Raw genomic sequence first — 19,550 nt, forward strand, 5'->3', positions numbered from 1 at the left:
AGGGACACCGTGCAGCGTCCCTGTTTGTTCATAAAGAATGATTCAGTGGATTATTTAAATACGCGGAAACGTTCTTCAAAGGCAATGTAGGTTTTCTCACCAGCGGGTTGCTCAACGGAACCGAATGGCATTTGAGCACGCAGTTTCCAACTGGCAGGCAGATCCCACTGTGCTTTGACATCATTGTCGATCAGCGGGTTGTAGTGCTGGAGTGAGGCACCAATTTTTTCCTGCGCCAGCGTCGACCATACGGCGAACTGGGCGATACCCGTTGAATGTTCTGACCAAACCGGGAAGTTATCGGCATAAAGCGCGAACTTTTCCTGTAGCGCTTCAATTACGCTGGTGTCTTCAAAGAACAGGACGGTTCCCGCACCGGCGGCAAACGAAGCCAGTTTGCCTTCTGTCGGGGCAAAAGCGTCCGCAGGCACAATTTTCTTCAGTTGCTGTTTAACAATATCCCACAGTTTGTGGTGCTGCTCGCCGAACAGAATGACAACGCGAGAAGTTTGTGAATTAAAAGAGGAGGGGCTTTCATTAACGGCTTCGGTAATGAGGGCGGTAACCTGATCTTCTGATATCGGAAGTTTATCGCCGATGGCATAGATTGAACGACGGGCCTTGATTGACTGCAAAAAAGCATTACTCATGGTGTGTTCCTCAGTTTACATGATGACTTACCTTGATACTGTGTCACTGATTTTTCCTGTGTTCAATGACTTATCGTGCCGGATGCCAATCTTTCCACTTTCTGCTTTACCCGCCGCAGACGTCGCAGCGGGGATTTTTCGGCAGCGTAATTTCGCGAAATTGCAGCGTCATCGCATCGAACATCAGCAAACGACCGGTGGTCAGCTTGCCATAGCCCGTTAGCAGCTTAATGGCTTCCATCGCCTGCAAGCTCCCGATCGTCCCCACCAGCGGCGACATCACACCCGCTTCGACGCAGGTCAGCGCATTGGCTCCGAATAGGCGGCTGAGACAATGGTAGCAAGGCTCATCGGGCTGATAGGTAAAGACGCTGATTTGGCCTTCCATCCGAATTGCTGCACCGGAGATCAGCGGCTTTTTGAGCTGAAAGCCAATACGGTTCAGGCGATTACGGATAGCAACGTTGTCGGTACAGTCCAACACCGCATCGTGCTGGCTGACCAGCTCGCTCAATGCGTCGTCATCGAGATCGCTATCAACCGTATCAAACGAAATATGCGGGTTCATGTCGGATAACGTCAGACGCGCCGATTCGACTTTTGCCATCCCGATACGGTTATCGCGGTGCAGAACCTGACGTTGTAGGTTAGACAGAGAGACGGTATCAAAATCCAGCAGCGTCAAATGGCCTACGCCCGCCGCAGTCAGATACTGAGCGGCGGCACAGCCCAGTCCGCCTAGCCCGACAATCAGCAGGCGTGAAGCCTTGAGTTTTTCCTGCCCGTCAAAATCAAAGCCGCGCAGTACAATCTGTCGATTGTAGCGCAGCATTTCTTCATCGCTCAGTTCCGGCAACATACTCAGTGTCCCAGCAGCGCGTTGAAAGGTTCGATTTCTACCCATTCGCCAGCGGCAACGCGCCCACGATCCTGCTCAAGCACGATGAAACAGTTACCGAGGCTGAAAGAGCTGAAAACGTGCGAACCCTGATGCCCAGTGGTTCTCACTTCCAGCTCTCCCTGCGCGTTGCGGCTGAAAATGCCGCGCTGAAAATCGGTGCGTCCCGGCGTTTTTTTCAGTGCGCTGGTGGTTTTGACGCGTACACGTTGTGGCTGGTGCCATTGTGTATAGCCAGACAGGCGAGCCAGCAGCGGCTGAACCAACTGATAGAACGTTAGTGCCGCAGAAACCGGATTCCCCGGCAGACCGCAGAACCAGGCGTGGTGTAACTTGCCGAAGGCGAAAGGTTTACCGGGTTTGATCGCCAGCTTCCAGAAATGGATGTCACCCAGTTCATCCAGTATTTGCTTGGTGTAATCTGCTTCGCCAACGGAAACGCCGCCGCTGCTAATGACCAGATCGGCAAGCTGGTCTGCTTCATGGAATGCGGCACGCAGTGCGTCTGGGTCGTCGCGGATGATGCCCAGATCGTGCACGTCGCAGCCCAATTGTTCCAGCATCAAACGCACGGCGAAACGGTTGGTGTCATAAATTTGGCCGTCTTCCAGCGGCTCGCCGACGCGTTGCAGTTCATCACCGGTTGAAAACACCGCGACTTTCAGACGGCGCACCACGTCAATCTGCGCAATCCCCAGTGAAGCCAGCAGCGGCAGTTCCGCCGCGCCCAGCTTGCAACCGGCGGGCAGCACGCTGGCACCCGCCTGAATGTCTTCTCCTGGCAGACGAATATTCTGGCCGAGTTTTACCTCATGGGAGAAACGAATACCGTCCTCGCTGACTTCAGCCTGTTCCTGCATGATCACCGTGTCTGCGCCTGCGGGAATCGGTGCACCGGTCATGATACGAATGCAGGTTCCGGCAGGCCATTCGCCCGTGAAGGGTGCGCCCGCGAATGCTTTACCCGCCAATGGCAACGGTGCGGCAGCGGACAAATCAGCGTAGCGTACGGCATAGCCATCCATCGCGGAATTGGCGAAAGGCGGGACGTTGATCGGAGAGGCGATAGCATGGGCGGTGATCCGTCCTGCGGCGTCGAACAGGGATACGCGCTCTGTCTCGGTAAGGGAAGGAACCTGAGCAAACATATTTTCCAGAGCTTGTTCAAGAGTCAGTAAACCTGAGTTAACGCTTTCCATCTTCACTCCACCGTTTTTCATCAATACAGTTTGTTTCATCAATACGACTGATTACATCAATAAGAATCGTGTTTCGCCGACGCGTTGTTTACGGGCGAAAATCGGTTTCCTATGCCAATATTAATTATGTCAGAGTTCGTAACGTGGGTGAATGTATGCAGGTCAAGGAATGCGGCTTTTGACGTGTGGACCCCGGTTAGGTACTAAGCAACCGACGGATGGTTAAAAACAGCCGTCTTTTGTCCACAACGTGAACCATTTCGGGTAAATGTGAGTGTATCTGCGTGAGAGTTCACGCATGATGGCGCGTCTATCTAGTGGTTAACTTAATGTTATAAAAAGAATTTTTCACTGTGTTGATTTCAGTTTCTGCTTTACATCATACCTTGCGCTAAATATAGTCGAAAACCGCTGATAATTTGTCCCTGATCGCGCTGCGCTGATTCCAGCCGCATTTATATGGAGATTCGCCGTTCATGTCGCCCACACAGGATCATTATTCCTCGTTGTCTTCCCCTGTCCCGGGGCTGATGTTGCCTGAAAAACGGGTGGTGGAGGTGCGCAACCTGAGTGTCTATTTCGAGCAGCAAGGGCAGCGGACGGATGCGGTACGTAATTTGACGTTCTCTGTCGATCGGGGCGAAACGCTGGCTATCGTCGGGGAGTCGGGATCGGGCAAATCTGTCACATCGCTGGCGTTGATGCGTCTGGTCGAACATGCCGGTGGGGTGATTCATCAAGGTGATATGCTATTCCGTCGTCGTGATGGGCAGGTGCTAGATCTTCGTGGTGCCCGCCAGCGGGTGATGCGAACGCTGCGTGGTGCGGATTTGGCGATGATTTTTCAGGAGCCGATGACGTCGCTGAATCCGGTTTTCCCCGTTGGTGAACAGATAGCCGAGTCGATTCGTTTGCATCAGAGAATGGACAGGCGTGCCGCGCGTGCAGAGACGTTGCGTATGCTTGATCTGGTCAGAATACCGGAAGCGCGCAACGTGCTGGATCGCTATCCCCACCAGCTTTCTGGCGGAATGCGCCAGCGGGTCATGATTGCGATGGCGCTTTCCTGCAAACCGTCGCTGCTGATTGCCGATGAACCGACAACTGCGCTGGATGTCACTATTCAGGCGCAAATTCTGCAACTTATCCGTGTGCTCCAACGAGAAATGGACATGGCCGTGATTTTCATCACCCATGACATGGGCGTGGTGGCGGAAGTGGCTGAACGTGTATTAGTGATGCACCGTGGAGAAAGCGTCGAAGCGGCAAGCGTGGGGCAGATTTTTGCTGCGCCGCAGCACCCATATACACAGGGGCTTTTAGCGGCGGTACCGGCGTTAGGATCGATGCGCGGACAACCGTTTCCAGCAAAATTTCCGCTGCTGGATCAAAACACGGCACGCATTGTGGACAACGTGCCGCAGGATACTGTTCCTGCACATGCGGAGCCAATCTTGCAAGTGAGTAATCTGGTGACGCGCTTTCCGATTCGCAGCGGTTTACTGAACCGCGTAACCCGGCAGGTGCATGCGGTAGAAAAAGTCAGCTTCGATCTCTGGCCGGGCGAAACGCTCTCGCTGGTGGGGGAATCGGGATGTGGCAAGTCAACCACTGGCCGTGCGTTGCTCCAACTGGTTGAAAGTCAGAAGGGCGACATTACCTTTGATGGCCAGCGTATCCATCAGTTGAAAGGCGCGGCGTTACAGCATCTGCGGCGTGATATTCAACTGATTTTCCAGGATCCGTACGCCTCATTGGATCCCCGTCTGACGGTTGGATTCTCGATTATGGAACCGCTGTTGGTACACAATGTTTGCCGCCGACAGGAAGCGGAGAAACGCGTGGCGTGGCTGTTGTCACGCGTAGGGTTGGAGCCGGAACACGCTCGGCGCTATCCGCATGAGTTTTCTGGTGGTCAGCGTCAGCGTGTTTGCATCGCCAGAGCGCTCGCGCTGAACCCCAAGGTCGTCATTGCGGATGAAGCAGTATCGGCGCTGGACGTGTCGATTCAGGCGCAAATCATCAATCTGATGCTGGAACTGCAACGTGAGTTTGGCATCGCATTTTTGTTTATTTCACATGATATGGCGGTGGTCGAACGCATCAGTCATCGCGTGGCGGTGATGTATATGGGGCAGATTGTCGAGATCGGCCCGCGTCAAGACGTATTCGAACGACCCCAGCACCCCTATACCCGCAAGCTGATGTCGGCCGTTCCGGTTGCCGATCCCTCACGCCGCCAGCGTGAGCAGGTATTGTTGGTTGATGAAATACCCAGCCCGATTCGGGCGATTGGCGATGAGCCGACAACGGCGCCTCTGGTTCAGGTTGGCAAGCGACACTTTGTGGCGCACCACCCGATTGCAGGTGCTTATTGACAGGGATTCATAAGGAGAACGTAGCATGAGCGTAATGACGATACAGCGGCGCTGGTTAGTGGCCGCAGGGGTAACTGCAGCAATGGTGGCATCACCCGTTTGGGCTGCCAAAGATGCGGTTATTGCCGTGGGTTCCACGTTTACCAGCCTGGATCCCTATGATGCCAACGACTCGCTATCGCAAACGGTGGCGAAATCATTCTATCAGGGGTTGTTTGGCTTCGATAAAGACATGAAGCTGATCAACGTGCTGGCGGACAGCTATGACATCAGCTCAGATGGCCTGACGTACACCGTCAAATTGCATCCTGGCGTTAAGTTTCACGATGGGTCGGCGTTTAACGCCGCTGCCGTTAAAGTGAATCTGGATCGCGCCAGTAATCCAGACAATCGTTTGAAGCGGTATAACCTGTTCAAGATGATCGACAAAACCGAAGCAGTGGACGATCTGACGGTGAAAATCACGCTGAAGACGCCGTTCTCGGCGTTTGTTAACAATCTGGCGCACCCAGCCGCGGTGATGATCTCGCCTGCGGCATTAACGCAGTACGGCAAGGAGATTGGCTTCCATCCGGTAGGCACCGGCCCGTATCGTTTTGTGGCCTGGAATCAGACCGATTTTGTCAAAGTTGAGAAATTCAGCGGTTACTGGAAAGCCGGGTTACCTAAGTTAGACAGCATTACCTGGCGTCCGGTGGTGGATAACAATACGCGTGCGGCACTGCTGCAAACGGGGGAAGCGCAGTTTGCTTATCCGATACCGTTTGAGCAGGCCAAGGTATTGGAGAAGAATGACAAGCTGGCGCTGGTGGCGTCACCGTCGATTCTGCATCGCTACATCAGCATGAACGTTACGCAGAAACCGTTTGATAATCCGAAAGTTCGGCAGGCGCTGAACTACGCGATTAACAAAGACGCGTTGATCAAAGTGGCGTTCTCCGGCTATGCGACGCCAGCCGAAGGGCCACTGCCGAATAGCATCGATTATTCGGTAAAATATCATCCATGGCCTTACGATCCGGCCAAGGCGCGCGAGCTGCTGAAGGAAGCGGGCTACCCGAATGGTTTTACCACCACGCTTTGGTCGTCACATAACCACAGTACGGCGCAGAAAGTCTTGCAGTTCACGCAGCAGCAGCTTGCACAGGTTGGAGTGAAAGTGCAGGTGACAGCGATGGATGCGGGGCAACGCGCTGCTGAAGTGGAAGGTAAGGGCGTTAAAGAAACGGGCGTTCGTCTGTTTTACACTGGCTGGTCGGCATCGACGGGCGAGGCAGATTGGGCGCTATCGCCGCTGTTTGCTACGGCCTCATGGCCACCAGCACAATTCAATACGGCGTTTTACAGCAACCCGCAAGTTGATACGGACTTGGCTAATGCGCTGAAAACGACGGATCGAGCGGAAAAGCAGACACTGTACAAGGATGCGCAGGATAAAATCTGGGCTGATGCGCCGTGGATTTTCCTGGCGACAGAGCGTTTGGTGTCGGCTAATAGCAAGAAACTGACGGGTTTCTACGTCATGCCAGATACCTTGTTCAGTTTTGAGGATGCCGATCTGACGGAATAACTCACCGCACAAGAATGACCAGGGAGTCGGGTGGCCGTTAGGCTACCCGCTGTGGTCAACACGCGTCTACTTATAGGAGAGCCTGACACATGTATGTGGAAAACCGTTCATGCTGAATTATTTTATTAAACGGTTACTGGGGCTGATCCCCACGCTCCTGATCGTTATGGTGCTGGTGTTCCTGTTCGTTCATCTGCTGCCCGGCGATCCGGCGCGTTTAGCGGCCGGACGGGAAGCGGATGCGGCTGTGATCGAAATGGTACGTCAGGATTTGGGCTTGGATAAGCCGCTGCCGCACCAGTTCTGGCACTTCTTGACCAATATTCTGCAAGGGGATTTGGGAACGTCGATGGTGTCGAAACGGCCTGTCACGCAAGAGATCGCCTTGCGCTTTATGCCAACGTTTTGGCTCACGGTTTGCAGCATGGCGTGGGCGGTAATTTTTGGCATGGCGATCGGCATCGTGTCCGCCGTGTGGCGTAATGGCTGGCCGGACAGAATCGGGATGACGCTGGCGGTATCCGGCCTCTCTTTCCCTGCGTTTGCGCTTGGCATGCTGTTAATGCAGATTTTTTCCGTTGAATTAGGCTGGCTGCCGACAGTGGGAGCGGATACCTGGCTGCACTACATCTTGCCTTCGCTGACGTTAGGTGCGGCGGTAGCGGCGGTGATGGCGCGTTTCACCCGTGCGTCGTTTGTTGATGTACTGCAGGAAGATTATATGCGTACGGCGCGGGCAAAAGGCGTGCGCGAATCGCTGGTTGTGCTGAAACACGGGCTGCGTAATGCGCTGATTCCAGTGGTCACCATGATGGGGCTGCAATTTGGCTTTTTGCTCGGTGGCTCCATCGTCGTGGAGAAGGTGTTCAACTGGCCGGGGCTGGGGCGGTTGCTGGTTGATTCGGTTGAGATGCGTGACTATCCGGTGATTCAGGCGGAAGTGTTACTGTTTTCGCTGGAGTTTATTCTGATTAATTTGCTGGTCGATATGCTGTATGCCGCGATTAATCCAGCCATTCGTTATAAATAAGGAAAGGGAATGAGACACTGGCGACGTAAAGCTATGCTGGCGACGCTCCCTGTCATTAGGGATAAATCCGTTCGTACGCCGTGGCGTGAATTCTGGCGGCGTTTTCTTCGGCAGCACGTCGCGGTCGCTGCTGGCTTGTTTGTGCTGCTGCTTATTGCCATCGCTTTTTGGGCTCAATATCTGATGCCCTACGATGCCGAGAACTATTTTGATTATGATCGACTGAATGAAGGCCCCTCGTCGGCACACTGGCTGGGCGTGGATTCATTAGGGCGTGATATTTTCAGTCGGATCCTGATGGGGACGCGTATTTCGCTGGCAGCGGGTATTTTCTCGGTGCTGGTGGGGATGATGATCGGTACGACATTGGGTCTGCTGGCGGGCTACTACGAAGGGTGGGCAGACCGAATCATCATGCGTATATGCGATGTGCTGTTTGCCTTTCCCGGCATTTTGCTGGCGATTGCTGTTGTGGCGATTATGGGCAGCGGTATGGCAAATGTGGTTGTCGCTGTTGCGATTTTCAGCATCCCGGCTTTCGCCCGTCTGGTGCGGGGAAATACGCTGGTGCTGAAGCAGCTTACCTATATCGAATCTGCCCGCAGCATGGGTGCCAACGACTGGACAATTCTCTTTCGTCATATTCTGCCCGGTTCGGTATCTTCTATTGTGGTGTTTTTCTCAATGCGGATTGGAATGTCGATCATCACCGCAGCTAGCCTGTCATTTTTAGGGCTGGGCGCGCAGCCACCGATGCCCGAGTGGGGAGCGATGCTGAACGAAGCGCGATCGGACATGGTGATTGCACCGCATGTTGCGATATTCCCCAGTCTGGCGATCTTTCTGACGGTATTGGCGTTTAATTTATTGGGGGACGGCCTGCGCGATGCGCTCGACCCGAAATTGAAAAGCTGAGTAAAAAAAAGCGCGACAACGAGTGCCGCGCTTTTCAGCAGTAAGAGCGCTAGCCCTTAGAACGAAGTACGTTTATAGCTGCGGTACTGTGGTTGCCAGAAGTTATGGTCAATCGCCTTCTGCAATGCATCGGCAGAGGTTACGACGGCCACACCTTGCAGCTGTGCGGCTTTACCCACGTCCAGTGCAATACGCTTGGACACCTGCTGGATATCGGACAGGTCCGGTAGCAGAGCGCCTTCACCGTTATTCGCCAGCGGCGAGCAGTCAGCCAGAGCGCGGCTGGCGGCCATCAACATACCGTCAGTGATACGGTTGGCTCCTGACGCCAGTACACCTAACCCGATACCTGGGAAAATGTAGGAGTTGTTGCACTGCGCGATAGGGAAGACTTTATCCTGATAGTGAACCGGAGAGAACGGGCTACCGGTCGCTACCAGCGCGGAGCCTTCTGTCCAGCGAATGATATCTTCTGGACGCGCTTCCACGCGAGATGTCGGGTTAGACAGTGGCATCACGATAGGACGAGCGCAGTGTTTGTACATTTCACGGATGATTTCTTCCGTGAACAGACCAGGCTGGCCGGATACACCGATCATGATGGTCGGCTTGGCATTGCGTACCACTTCCAGCAGTGAAATCGCGTCGCTGTTACAATCCCAATCAGCCAGCAGTTCACTTTTCTGCACCAGTTTGCTCTGGAAATCGAGCAGGTTCGGCAGTTTGTCTGTCAGCAGACCGAAACGGTCAACCATGAAGACGCGTGCGCGTGCTTCTTCTTCGCTCAGCCCTTCTGACTTCATCTGTGCGATGATTTGCTCAGCGATACCACAGCCTGCGGAACCTGCACCCAAGAAGGCAACGGTCTGATCGCGTAACTGCGTACCTGCTGCACGGCTGGCGGCAATCAGGCTACCGATAGCGACGGCTGCGGTGCCCTGAATGTCATCGTTGAAGCTACAGATTTCATCACGATAGCGATTCAGCAGCGGTGTGGCGTTTTTCTGCGCGAAGTCTTCAAACTGCAACAGCACGTTCGGCCAACGGCGCTTCACGGCCTGAATGAACTCGTCAACGAATGCATAGTATTCGTCGTCGGTGATGCGCGGATGACGCCAGCCCATATACAGCGGATCGTTCAGACGCTGCGGATTGTTGGTACCTACATCCAGAACGACTGGCAGGGTGTAGGCTGGGCTGATGCCGCCACAGGCGGTGTACAGCGCCAGCTTACCGATCGGAATCCCCATACCGCCGATACCCTGATCGCCCAGACCGAGAATTCGTTCACCGTCGGTGACAACGATGACTTTCACGTTCTGCTTGGTGGCGTTTTGCAGCATATCGTCGATATTTGCGCGGTTAGGGTAGGAGATAAACAGGCCACGGGCGCGACGATAGATATCGGAGAAGTGTTCACAGGCTTCGCCAACGGTCGGGGTGTAGATGATAGGCATCATCTCATTGAGGTGACCGTCCAGCAGGCGGTAGAACAGCGTCTCGTTGGTATCCTGAATGTTGCGCAGGTATACGTGTTTTTCAATATCGTGTTTGAATTCCTGATACTGGCGCCAAGCGCGTTCTGCCTGTTCTTCGATAGTTTCAACGGCTTCTGGCAGCAGGCCTGCAAGGTTAAAATCAGCGCGTTCTTCTTCAGTAAACGCGCTGCCTTTATTCAGCAGGGGAAATTCGAGCAAGATCGGACCAGCATAGGGGATGTAGAGAGGACGTTTGCTTTCGTATTCTAATTCCATGACTTTTTACTCTTCGGGTAACAGAAAAGACACTCAGGTGTTGTCGATGAAAAACTGCTGAGGATCTTAAATTACCCAGAGAATATGTACAGAAAATGTTAATTTAAATAGTTACAGATGGCTTGCATCTTAGCTGAAATACAGGCTTTATCGATTCACCTCTCTTTTTTCACCCGCACGCCGCTTAAATTTTGCGCCTATCTCTGCTGTTATTCCTCAATAAAGTGGTGTTCAACGTCGGTGCAACCCAGCTCGGCCAACATAATTTGTGAGATTGCCCAGTGGCTGACCACCGCATTACGGCGTTCAACGACAGCTGCGTACTTAATGGTGCTCGGATCTTCGCCTGCAAGGTTCATCAGATTCAATGCGGCCTGCAAAGGTGGGAGACTGGGGTTGAATGCTGCATTTTCTGCGTAGCGTCCGGTATAGATGTTGCCGCTCGCCGTTTCCAGCGCAATACCGCTAATGGCTTTGCTGTAGGGGGCGTGGCTACGGTTGGCAGCATCCAGCGCCTGACGCGTGAGCGCATTCACATTCTGCAAGGTCGCGCCGTGGTTGATGTCATCCATCAGCAGCGTATCGATTTGCAAATCGACGGGGCCAAAGGCATCCGGCAGATAGTGACTGAGTACGGCTGGCTGGCGGCCCGGCAGTTGAATACGCAGCGACGCGGCATTGCGCAATTCATTCATAAATTGGCGACAGTGGCCGCATGGCGTGTAGTTCACGGTCACGGCCCGCAATCCACGCTCATTACGCAGCCAGGCATGGCTGACGGCGCTCTGTTCTGCATGCACCGTTTGCTGAAGCTGAACGGCGGTAAACTCCATATTGGCACCAAAGTAGAAATTGCCGCTGAGCCCTTGCGCAATGGCACCAACCTGAAAATTTGAGATAGAGGCTTGCGCGCAGGCGGCAGCCAGGGGCAATAGCGCAAAGGCTAACGCATCGACGTCTAGCTGGCTGGCTTCGCAGACCGCATTCACCTCGTCAGCGGTTAGCATGGCGGCGAAATCCGGTTTATCGATCAATGGGCCGAGCGCGTCTTGCAGACTGGCAGATAATTGCTGGAAGGCGTTTTCAAATCGTGTATGCATGTCGGCTTACTCTTTTTACCCGTCAATGACGTCATGTTAGGTAGCAGAGTAGCAATAAATTGTGATCGGAATCTCTTTATTGAATGAAATGAATGCAAATTAACTACTAAATGCGAGATGTATCTCAATTTTATAGCGGGAACGATGTGGGTACGCATCGTTCCCCTCAGGCTTCAGCCAGCAAAGTGCAAGAGTACGGGGAACACTAACGGAGCAATCAGCGACGTGATGATCCCACATATAACCAGTGCCAGTGAACTGAACGCGCCTTCCTGATAATCGACCTCTGCGCTGCGCGCCGTGCCGAGTGCGTGTGAGGCGGTGCCCATCGATAGCCCACGTGCAGCTTTGGTTTTGATTCCTACACCGTTGAACAGGCTGTGGCCTAATACAGCACCGAGGATGCCGACAAAAATCACGCAGACGGCGCTGATCGCCGGAATACCGCCGATGGCGCCAGCGACGGCCATCGCAATGGGGGTAGTGACAGATTTTGGCAGCACTGAGGCGGCGATTTCTGGCGATGCGCCCATCCACAGTGCCACCAGCGTGCCGGAGATAATCGCCGTCAGGCTACCGATGAAGCACACGCTGATGATCGACTTCCAGCGCGCGCGAATTTGGTGTAGCTGTTCATATAGTGGGAACGCCAGCGCGACCACAGCTGGTTGCAACAGGTCGTTAAGCACTTTGCTGCCTTGAAAATAGTGCTCGTAGGGAATCTTCAACACCAGCAGCAGTGGAATAATAATCGCCATCGACACCAGTAGCGGGTTCAACAGGGAAAGCTTGGTCAGTACGGCCAGTTTACGTGCGGCGAAAAAGACCAGCAGAGTAAGGGGCAGCGACCACCACAAATAGCTGAACATTATTCATTATCCTTCGGCGGCGTGCGATCGCCAGCCATGGCTCGCTCACGCTGCATAATCTGGGTACTGAAACCCACAACCAACATGACAATAAAGGTGCTGATCAGACAGGAAACCACAATGGGGCCAAACTGCTGATTGACCAGATCGTAATAATTCATAACGCCGACGCCGATGGGAACGAACAGTAGCGCCATGTGACGAATAAGGAGATAGCAGCCCGGTTTTACCCACTGCGCGGGCAGAATCTGCGAGGCGAGGAGTGTGAACAAGACCAGCATGCCGATGATACTGCCGGGGATAGTGAACGGAAGTAACGCGGATACCGCATTGCCTGCCAGCAGGCAGAGATAAATCAATGCGAAAGCGCGTAAATACTGCCAGCAAACGATGAACGTATTACGCATGGGAAATTCCTGATTAGCAGAGGGGATTATCATAACGCTAATGGAATTTACGTGCCACAGATCACGAATTTTGTTAAGGAAGGTGAGTCGGCCTGAAGGATGAGCGATACCCAGTTCAGGCTGAAAATGAAACGAGAAACGGGTGAGATAAATTCGGTTCAACCCCGCGTCAGTCTGGATTGGGGGTTGAACCGGAAGAATGTCGACGCGTTATTTTACGTCTACGTTCCACTTGGTGATGTCAATCTGTCCATCACCGCCAAAGATCTCGGTGCCAAACTGAACGCTACTGATATATTTTGTATTGCTCATCCACTTCTTGGTTCCTACCAGATAGTTGGTGAAATGGCGAATATTGAGTGATGCATTGTTGGTATTGGAAGTGCGTACGAAGGAAAAGACATTCCAGCCCTTGCCATTACCCGCATTGATCCAACCTTTGAATACATTCCAGCTACTGCCGCCAAGGAAAACTGTTTCAATATAATCACCGGCAGGGCCTGCATTGGTATTATTTAGCCAGATCATTAATTCATCGGTAGGCGTGGAATCCCAATTGGCTTTATCGGTGGTGTGGAACCATATGTCATAAGCTGCATTATACGTGCCGGTAGATTTGATGGAATAAGTGACATTACTGGTAATACTTTTATTACTGGATAACTTTATCGGCAATCCACTATTTTCAGTATAACCCGCAGTCCAGTGCCAGCCGCTCACCAATGAGGGATAACCTTTAACGCTGGAGCTGCTGCTTGGCCAGTGCCAGTTCCACCCCATGCTGGTGGGACTATTATAGAAAACCGTTTGCTGCCATCCTTTTACTTCATCTTTCCCCCAGACGTTATTGAATACGTAATATTTATTATTCTCAAAATAGAGTTTGTCTGCGTCTTTGGATGAACTGACCGCAGAAACGGTTAGGGGCGAGAGTAACAAGGCAGAAAATAATACGGGGAATAACGTACGGAAAATACGCTGTGGATTCTTATTCACTGTAAGCATAATAAATCTCCTTTTAATATATGCTTGGGGTTTTTCACTCTGAAATCTAGCACGTATTCAGTCAGTGTGCATGTCTGATTAAATATAAAATGTGGTGTACTTAACAATTGTTATTGTTTTATTCTATATCAGCATAATTCAGTTCATACGTCATGAATGAAATGAAAATCTTATTCATGAAATAATTATAAGAACGGTAATGAATATCGATAATACGAAATAAAATCAAGAGCCATGGTTTTGAGGCGCACAGGAGCGTGCGCCTTGGGTTAACGATTATTCAAATAACTGTGCGTTATGGATGGCCGCACAAACCGCATCCGTCAGCTTACGCAGTTCATCAGGTTGAATGATAAACGGCGGCATCAGATAAATGAGTCGACCAAATGGTCGAATCCAGACGCCGCGCTCGACAAAGAAACGCTGTAGCCGCGCCATATTGACCGGACGATGTGTTTCCACTACGCCGATAGCGCCCAACACACGGACGTTCGCCACCAGTGGGGAATCCGCACAGGGTTGCAGCGCTTCTCGCAACTGCCGCTCAATATTTTGCACTTGCTGCTGCCAGCGGTTATCTGCCAGCAAGGACAGGCTGGCATTGGCTGCTGCACAGGCTAGCGGGTTACCCATAAATGTAGGGCCGTGCATAAAACAGCCTGCTGCACCGTTACTAATGGTTTCAGCCACCGTTCGGGTGGTCAGCGTGGCTGAGAGTGTCATATAGCCGCCAGTAAGCGCTTTTCCCAAACACATAATATCCGGCGAAATTCCCGCATGCTCGCACGCAAACAGCTTGCCAGTGCGACCAAATCCGGTGGCGATCTCATCGGCAATCAGCAAGATCCCCCATTGATCGCACAGTTCCCGTACTCGGCGTAGGTAGGTTGGATGATAAAAACGCATCCCGCCAGCACCCTGTACGATAGGTTCCAGTATCACAGCAGCGACCTCGTGAGCATGCGCCGACAGCATCGCCTGCAATGGCGCGATATTGGTTTCCTGCCACTCGTCGGTAAAACCGCTTTCGTTGATAGCAGCACAGGGTGGCGCATCGACAAATAGGTGAGTCGGCAGGTAACCCTGATACAGGCTATGCATCGAATTCTGTGGATCGCATACGGACATCGCACCGAAGGTGTCACCGTGATAGCCGTGACGCAGGGTGAGAAAGCGTTGTCGGGTTTCACCGCGCGCCTGACAATATTGCAGCGCCATTTTCATCGCCACTTCGACTGCCACCGATCCTGAATCCGCCAGAAAAACGCATTCCAGCGCATCCGGCGTGATGTTTACCAGTTGACGACACAGCGCAACCGCTGCCGGATGGGTGATTCCGCCAAACATTACGTGCGACATCTGGCTGAGTTGGCTCTGCACCGCCTGATTGATCGCCGGATGATTGTAACCGTGAATCGCCGCCCACCATGATGACATTCCGTCAATCAAGCGACGTCCGTCATCCAGTTGTAGCTCGACGCCGCTGGCTGCTATGACCGGATAGCAGGGCAGTGGTTTGGTCATCGAGGTGTAGGGATGCCAAATATGGCGCTGGTCAAAAGTAATGTCTTCCGGGCTCATGATGATCTTTCGTAAACCAAAATGGATTCTATTTGGTTGACAGTATATCGGGTTAATTTACACTGACGAAACGTTTTTAGTTTGGAGATGCCGAGATGGCTGACCGCATTTACTGGACGCTTGAGCAAGCGCAAGACTTATTTAATAAACCTTTCCTGGAACTGATGTTTGAAGCACAGCAGATCCACCGTCAGCATTTTGATCCCCGTCAGGTGCAGGTGAGCACGTTACTGTCTATTAAAACCGGCTCCTGCCCTGAAGACTGCAAATATTGCCCACAGAGCTCCCGCTATCGGACGGGGATTGATACCGAGCGCTTGATGCAGGTCGAACAAGTGCTGGATTCCGCCCGTCAGGCGAAAGCCGCTGGGTCGACGCGCTTTTGTATGGGCGCAGCGTGGAAAAATCCGCACGAGCGTGACATGCCTTATCTGGAACAGATGGTGCAAGGCGTCAAAGCGATGGGGATGGAAACCTGTATGACGCTGGGGATGCTACACCACGATCAGGCTGAGCGTTTGGCCTCTGCCGGGCTGGATTTCTATAACCATAACCTCGACACCTCGCCAGAGTTTTACGGCAGCATTATCACTACCCGTACCTATCAGGAGCGTCTGGATACGCTGGATAAAGTGCGCGGTGCGGGCATTAAAGTCTGTTCCGGCGGCATTGTTGGGCTGGGTGAAACCGTGCGCGATCGCGCCGGGCTGCTGGTGCAGTTGGCTAATTTGCCGACGCCGCCGGAAAGCGTGCCGATCAACATGTTGGTCAAGGTGAAAGGGACACCATTGGCGGATAATGAGGACGTCGATCCGTTTGATTTCATTCGTACCATTGCCGTAGCGCGTATCATGATGCCGGCCTCTTATGTGCGCCTGTCCGCCGGACGCGAGCAGATGAGTGAACAAACGCAGGCAATGTGTTTTATGGCTGGCGCGAACTCCATTTTCTACGGTTGCAAACTCTTAACGACGCCAAACCCGAAAGAAGATAAAGATCTGGCGCTGTTCCTCAAGTTAGGTCTGAATCCTCAGCAAACAGGGACCGAATTTGGCGACAACCAACAGCAGCAGCGCTTGGCAGAACAACTGATTAATGCTGATAGCGAGCAATTTTATAATGCTGCAGTATAGCGCCCTGTACGCAAACGGCTGCATGGGGCGTGCGCAATCATGAGCTGGCAGCAACGTATTGAAGCTGCGTTGGTACAGCGTCAGCATGATGATGCCTACCGCGTACGGCAGAGTAATCAGGGGGGGAGCGGACGCTGGCTGATACAAGGCGATCGTTGCTACCTGAATTTTTCCAGCAACGATTATCTGGGGCTGAGCCATCATCCCGAGATTGTGCGTGCCTGGCAGCAGGGCGCAGAGCAATACGGTATCGGCAGTGGGGGTTCCGGGCATGTGACGGGATATACCGATGCGCATGCCTCGTTGGAAAACCAGCTTGCCGATTGGCTGGGTTACCCGCGTGCGCTGCTGTTTATTTCCGGCTATGCCGCGAATCAGGCTGTGGTGGCTGCGCTGGCACAGGCGGAAGATCGGATTTTTGCCGATAAACTCAGCCATGCTTCACTGCTGGAAGCTGCCGCACAGTCACCGGCGACGCTGCGGCGCTTTAAACACAATCAGGCGGATAGTCTGCAAGCGCTGCTGGAGAAACCGACAGATGGCCAGACGCTAGTGGTGACCGAAGGCGTTTTCAGCATGGATGGCGATACTGCACCGTTGCCTGCGTTGCAGGCACAGTGCAGGGCGCACGATGCCTGGTTGATGGTGGACGATGCACACGGGATTGGCGTGTTGGGCGATGAAGGGCGCGGGAGTTGCTGGCAGCAGGATATCAAGCCAGAACTGCTGATTGTCACGTTCGGCAAGGCGTTTGGCGTCAGCGGCGCGGCAGTGCTATGCACCGAACCGCTGGCCGAATACTTCCTGCAATTCGCCCGTCATTTGATTTACAGCACCTCAATGCCGGCGGCGCAGGCCTGTGCGCTGAGCGCGGCGGTTAACTGTGTCCGGCAGGGCGGTGCGCGGCGTGATGCGCTACGACGTAACATAGCGCTGTTTCGCGCGGGTTTTTCGAACTCGTCATATCAACTGATGAATTCGCAGAGCGCGATTCAGCCGCTGATTGTTGGCGAGAACGCGCGAGCGCTGGCGTTGATGAACCATCTGCGTGAGCAGGGCGTGTGGGTGAGTGCGATGCGGCCACCGACGGTGCCGCCCGGCAGTGCACGTCTGCGGATTACACTGACGGCGGAACATCAACCGGAAGATATCAATCGCTTGCTTACGGTATTGCATCATGCTGACAGAAAACTATAACAAGCAGGCGATTGCGCAGGCGTTTGGGCGTGCGGCGGGGTGCTATGACCGCTTTGCTGAATTGCAACGCACCAGCGGAGAACGTTTGCTGGCGCTGATGCCTGCGCATAGTGGTTTACAGGTGTTGGATGCGGGCTGCGGGACAGGACACTTTAGCCGTTACTGGCGTCAGGCTGGTCGAAATGTAACTGCACTGGATTTGTCGGCGGAAATGCTGGCGTATGCCCGTGAGCAGCATGCTGCAGATCGTTATTTGGAAGGGGATATCGAAAATCTGCCGCTGGCGGATAGCTGCGTGGACATCTGCTACAGCAATCTGGCAGTGCAGTGGTGTGATTCACTGCCACGCGCGCTGGGAGAGCTGTATCGGATCACGCGGCCGGGGGGCGTTATTGCGTTTGCGACGTTAGCGGACGGCTCCTTAAGCGAACTGTCGCAGGCGTGGCAACGGCTCGACGGTACGCAGCGGACGAATCGCTTTTTGCCGCACTCAGTTATCGATGCGGCCTGCCAGCCTTATCGTCATCATCTGCTACAGGAACGTGAAGTGTGTCTTTTTCCCGATGTGCTGGCGTTGATGAAATCGCTGAAGGGGATTGGCGCGACGTGGCTACATGAAGGACGTACGCCAGGGCTATTGAGTCGGGCACGTCTGGCGGCACTATCTGCTTGCTATCCACAAGAACAGGGCGGCTACCCGCTCAGCTACCAACTGGTTTATGGAGTGATTTATCGTGATTGAACGCTGGTTTATAACGGGCACGGATACCGAAGTCGGGAAAACGGTCGCCAGCACGGCAATACTCCAGGCCGCTTGTCAGGCGGGATACCGTACCGCAGGCTATAAGCCTGTGGCGTCCGGCTGTGAGATGACGGTTGACGGCATTCGCAACAGCGATGCGCTGGCGCTTCAGGCCAATAGCAGCGTCCACCTTGATTATCAGATGATTAACCCACTGGCGTTTATGGAACCGACTTCACCGCATATTATCAGTGCGGTGGAGCAGCGACCTATTCATCTCTCGACGCTGTCAGAAGGGCTACGGGCAGTAGAAACTCAGGCTGATTGGGTGCTGGTCGAAGGGGCTGGCGGGTGGTTTACGCCGCTGTCGGAGCAGGACACGTTTGCCGATTGGGTGGTACAGGAACAGCTTCCCGTGATTTTGGTGGTTGGTATCAAACTGGGATGTATCAATCATGCGATGCTCACCGCCCATGCTATTCAGCACGCTGGCTTGCATCTTGGCGGCTGGATCGCTAATGACGTCATCCCGCCAGGGAAATGGCACCAGCCGTATCTGCAAACGCTGCGACAGCGCTTGCCTGCGCCGATGCTGGGTGAAATTCCTTATTTATCGGATCTTCCTCAGCATAATCTGGGGCAGTATATTGATATTGGGTTATTATACCCATAATACTTCAAGCTGCATGTGCGTTGGCTGCGTTTACTCACCCGAATCACTTACCTGAGTAAGCTCATCGGGATTCCCTCTCTTGCCGCCTTCCTGCAACTCGAATTATTTGGAGTATAGCGGAGTAATTGAAGTCATTAAGACCTCTCAAATCAGATCAATGAAATGAGGGTCGGCCTACAGGGATACTGCGCCACCATTATGCTGATGAGGATTGTTGGTAAGCCATCACCTGCGTTTACTAATCGCAACGATTTTTGTTGTTTTTTACCAACATTTCTTTCATGAGTATAAAGTCTGCATTTTTATCAAAATTAATAGATAAAACCTTCTTGAGTTTTCCTCTAACACCCCGCCATAACTGAATTGTGGCATTTTAGTCCTCAGCTGTTTTTAGTCTTTTTCCGTCTAATACTTATGCGATAAATCACAGAAAGAGTGTGAAGAAAATC

Annotated in this window: 17 protein-coding genes; 8 read left to right on the top strand and 9 right to left on the bottom strand. The window is 53.1% G+C overall.

The features are described from left to right. Positions 1 to 50: 50 nt before the first annotated feature. The 3 genes from GZ59_RS08290 to moeA form a co-directional block, all read right to left on the bottom strand. The gene (locus tag GZ59_RS08290) at positions 51 to 650 is read right to left on the bottom strand and encodes a nitroreductase family protein (protein ID WP_011094372.1); all 600 of its coding nucleotides are present in this window, start codon (positions 648 to 650) and stop codon (positions 51 to 53) included. 106 nt (positions 651 to 756) lie between these two features. Beyond that, positions 757 to 1,509, bottom strand: coding sequence for a molybdopterin-synthase adenylyltransferase MoeB (gene moeB / locus GZ59_RS08295; RefSeq protein ID WP_011094371.1), 753 nt, complete (start codon positions 1,507 to 1,509; stop codon positions 757 to 759). A 2-nt stretch (positions 1,510 to 1,511) separates the two neighbouring features. After that, positions 1,512 to 2,747, bottom strand: a complete 1,236-nt coding sequence (gene moeA, locus GZ59_RS08300) for a molybdopterin molybdotransferase MoeA (RefSeq protein ID WP_011094370.1) — start codon at positions 2,745 to 2,747, stop codon at positions 1,512 to 1,514. Positions 2,748 to 3,223: 476 nt separating this feature from the next. On the opposite strand from moeA, the gene GZ59_RS08305 reads away from it, so the two are divergent. The 4 genes from GZ59_RS08305 to gsiD all read left to right on the top strand — a co-directional run bounded on the left by GZ59_RS08305 (position 3,224) and on the right by gsiD (position 8,640). Beyond that, a complete protein-coding gene (locus tag GZ59_RS08305) occupies positions 3,224 to 5,125 on the top strand; it encodes a dipeptide ABC transporter ATP-binding protein (RefSeq protein ID WP_011094369.1) in 1,902 nt (633 codons plus the stop codon). Between the two features lie 25 nt (positions 5,126 to 5,150). After that, positions 5,151 to 6,695, top strand: a complete 1,545-nt coding sequence (gene gsiB, locus GZ59_RS08310; protein WP_011094368.1) for a glutathione ABC transporter substrate-binding protein GsiB — start codon at positions 5,151 to 5,153, stop codon at positions 6,693 to 6,695. 109 nt (positions 6,696 to 6,804) lie between these two features. Next, positions 6,805 to 7,725, top strand: coding sequence for a glutathione ABC transporter permease GsiC (gsiC, locus tag GZ59_RS08315; RefSeq protein ID WP_011094367.1), 921 nt, complete (start codon positions 6,805 to 6,807; stop codon positions 7,723 to 7,725). Between the two features lie 9 nt (positions 7,726 to 7,734). Beyond that, on the top strand, positions 7,735 to 8,640 hold the full coding sequence (gene gsiD, locus GZ59_RS08320; protein WP_011094366.1) for a glutathione ABC transporter permease GsiD: 906 nt from the start codon (positions 7,735 to 7,737) through the stop codon (positions 8,638 to 8,640). 56 nt (positions 8,641 to 8,696) lie between these two features. On the opposite strand, the gene GZ59_RS08325 is transcribed toward gsiD, so the two are convergent. The 6 genes from GZ59_RS08325 to bioA form a co-directional block, all read right to left on the bottom strand. Then, positions 8,697 to 10,394 (bottom strand): NAD-dependent malic enzyme, encoded by a 1,698-nt coding sequence (locus GZ59_RS08325; protein WP_011094365.1) that lies wholly within the window; start codon positions 10,392 to 10,394, stop codon positions 8,697 to 8,699. Positions 10,395 to 10,603: 209 nt separating this feature from the next. Continuing rightward, positions 10,604 to 11,494, bottom strand: coding sequence for a cytidine deaminase (cdd, locus tag GZ59_RS08330; protein WP_011094364.1), 891 nt, complete (start codon positions 11,492 to 11,494; stop codon positions 10,604 to 10,606). 173 nt (positions 11,495 to 11,667) lie between these two features. Beyond that, on the bottom strand, positions 11,668 to 12,363 hold the full coding sequence (locus tag GZ59_RS08335) for a CidB/LrgB family autolysis modulator (protein ID WP_011094363.1): 696 nt from the start codon (positions 12,361 to 12,363) through the stop codon (positions 11,668 to 11,670). Continuing rightward, the gene (locus GZ59_RS08340; protein WP_039291174.1) at positions 12,363 to 12,770 is read right to left on the bottom strand and encodes a CidA/LrgA family protein; all 408 of its coding nucleotides are present in this window, start codon (positions 12,768 to 12,770) and stop codon (positions 12,363 to 12,365) included. The genes GZ59_RS08335 and GZ59_RS08340 overlap by 1 nt, the downstream gene beginning before the upstream one ends. A gap of 210 nt (positions 12,771 to 12,980) precedes the next feature. Further along, positions 12,981 to 13,775 (bottom strand): GH12 family glycosyl hydrolase domain-containing protein, encoded by a 795-nt coding sequence (locus GZ59_RS08345; protein ID WP_011094361.1) that lies wholly within the window; start codon positions 13,773 to 13,775, stop codon positions 12,981 to 12,983. A gap of 276 nt (positions 13,776 to 14,051) precedes the next feature. After that, a complete protein-coding gene (bioA, locus tag GZ59_RS08350) occupies positions 14,052 to 15,356 on the bottom strand; it encodes an adenosylmethionine--8-amino-7-oxononanoate transaminase (RefSeq protein ID WP_011094360.1) in 1,305 nt (434 codons plus the stop codon). 95 nt (positions 15,357 to 15,451) lie between these two features. Between bioA and bioB the strand changes: the two genes are divergently transcribed. From bioB to bioD, 4 genes are read left to right on the top strand one after another with little or no spacing between them, the layout of a single operon-like run. Then, the gene (gene bioB / locus GZ59_RS08355; protein ID WP_011094359.1) at positions 15,452 to 16,489 is read left to right on the top strand and encodes a biotin synthase BioB; all 1,038 of its coding nucleotides are present in this window, start codon (positions 15,452 to 15,454) and stop codon (positions 16,487 to 16,489) included. Positions 16,490 to 16,528: 39 nt separating this feature from the next. Continuing rightward, on the top strand, positions 16,529 to 17,686 hold the full coding sequence (gene bioF / locus GZ59_RS08360; protein ID WP_011094358.1) for an 8-amino-7-oxononanoate synthase: 1,158 nt from the start codon (positions 16,529 to 16,531) through the stop codon (positions 17,684 to 17,686). Then, the gene (gene bioC / locus GZ59_RS08365) at positions 17,667 to 18,428 is read left to right on the top strand and encodes a malonyl-ACP O-methyltransferase BioC (protein WP_011094357.1); all 762 of its coding nucleotides are present in this window, start codon (positions 17,667 to 17,669) and stop codon (positions 18,426 to 18,428) included. Before bioF ends, bioC begins: the two co-directional genes overlap by 20 nt. Then, on the top strand, positions 18,421 to 19,101 hold the full coding sequence (gene bioD, locus GZ59_RS08370) for a dethiobiotin synthase (RefSeq protein ID WP_011094356.1): 681 nt from the start codon (positions 18,421 to 18,423) through the stop codon (positions 19,099 to 19,101). The genes bioC and bioD overlap by 8 nt, the downstream gene beginning before the upstream one ends. Positions 19,102 to 19,550 lie beyond the last annotated feature (449 nt).

Source organism: Pectobacterium atrosepticum (assembly GCF_000740965.1).
In the GTDB taxonomy this organism is placed as follows: Bacteria; Pseudomonadota; Gammaproteobacteria; order Enterobacterales; family Enterobacteriaceae; genus Pectobacterium; species Pectobacterium atrosepticum.

Coding starts and splice junctions, on each gene's coding strand:
- GZ59_RS08290 (WP_011094372.1), bottom strand. CDS start 650: ATGAGTAATGCTTTTTTGCAGTCAATCAAGGCCCGTCGTTCAATCTAT.
- moeB (WP_011094371.1), bottom strand. CDS start 1,509: ATGTTGCCGGAACTGAGCGATGAAGAAATGCTGCGCTACAATCGACAG.
- moeA (WP_011094370.1), bottom strand. CDS start 2,747: ATGGAAAGCGTTAACTCAGGTTTACTGACTCTTGAACAAGCTCTGGAA.
- GZ59_RS08305 (WP_011094369.1), top strand. CDS start 3,224: ATGTCGCCCACACAGGATCATTATTCCTCGTTGTCTTCCCCTGTCCCG.
- gsiB (WP_011094368.1), top strand. CDS start 5,151: ATGAGCGTAATGACGATACAGCGGCGCTGGTTAGTGGCCGCAGGGGTA.
- gsiC (WP_011094367.1), top strand. CDS start 6,805: ATGCTGAATTATTTTATTAAACGGTTACTGGGGCTGATCCCCACGCTC.
- gsiD (WP_011094366.1), top strand. CDS start 7,735: ATGAGACACTGGCGACGTAAAGCTATGCTGGCGACGCTCCCTGTCATT.
- GZ59_RS08325 (WP_011094365.1), bottom strand. CDS start 10,394: ATGGAATTAGAATACGAAAGCAAACGTCCTCTCTACATCCCCTATGCT.
- cdd (WP_011094364.1), bottom strand. CDS start 11,494: ATGCATACACGATTTGAAAACGCCTTCCAGCAATTATCTGCCAGTCTG.
- GZ59_RS08335 (WP_011094363.1), bottom strand. CDS start 12,363: ATGTTCAGCTATTTGTGGTGGTCGCTGCCCCTTACTCTGCTGGTCTTT.
- GZ59_RS08340 (WP_039291174.1), bottom strand. CDS start 12,770: ATGCGTAATACGTTCATCGTTTGCTGGCAGTATTTACGCGCTTTCGCA.
- GZ59_RS08345 (WP_011094361.1), bottom strand. CDS start 13,775: ATGCTTACAGTGAATAAGAATCCACAGCGTATTTTCCGTACGTTATTC.
- bioA (WP_011094360.1), bottom strand. CDS start 15,356: ATGAGCCCGGAAGACATTACTTTTGACCAGCGCCATATTTGGCATCCC.
- bioB (WP_011094359.1), top strand. CDS start 15,452: ATGGCTGACCGCATTTACTGGACGCTTGAGCAAGCGCAAGACTTATTT.
- bioF (WP_011094358.1), top strand. CDS start 16,529: ATGAGCTGGCAGCAACGTATTGAAGCTGCGTTGGTACAGCGTCAGCAT.
- bioC (WP_011094357.1), top strand. CDS start 17,667: ATGCTGACAGAAAACTATAACAAGCAGGCGATTGCGCAGGCGTTTGGG.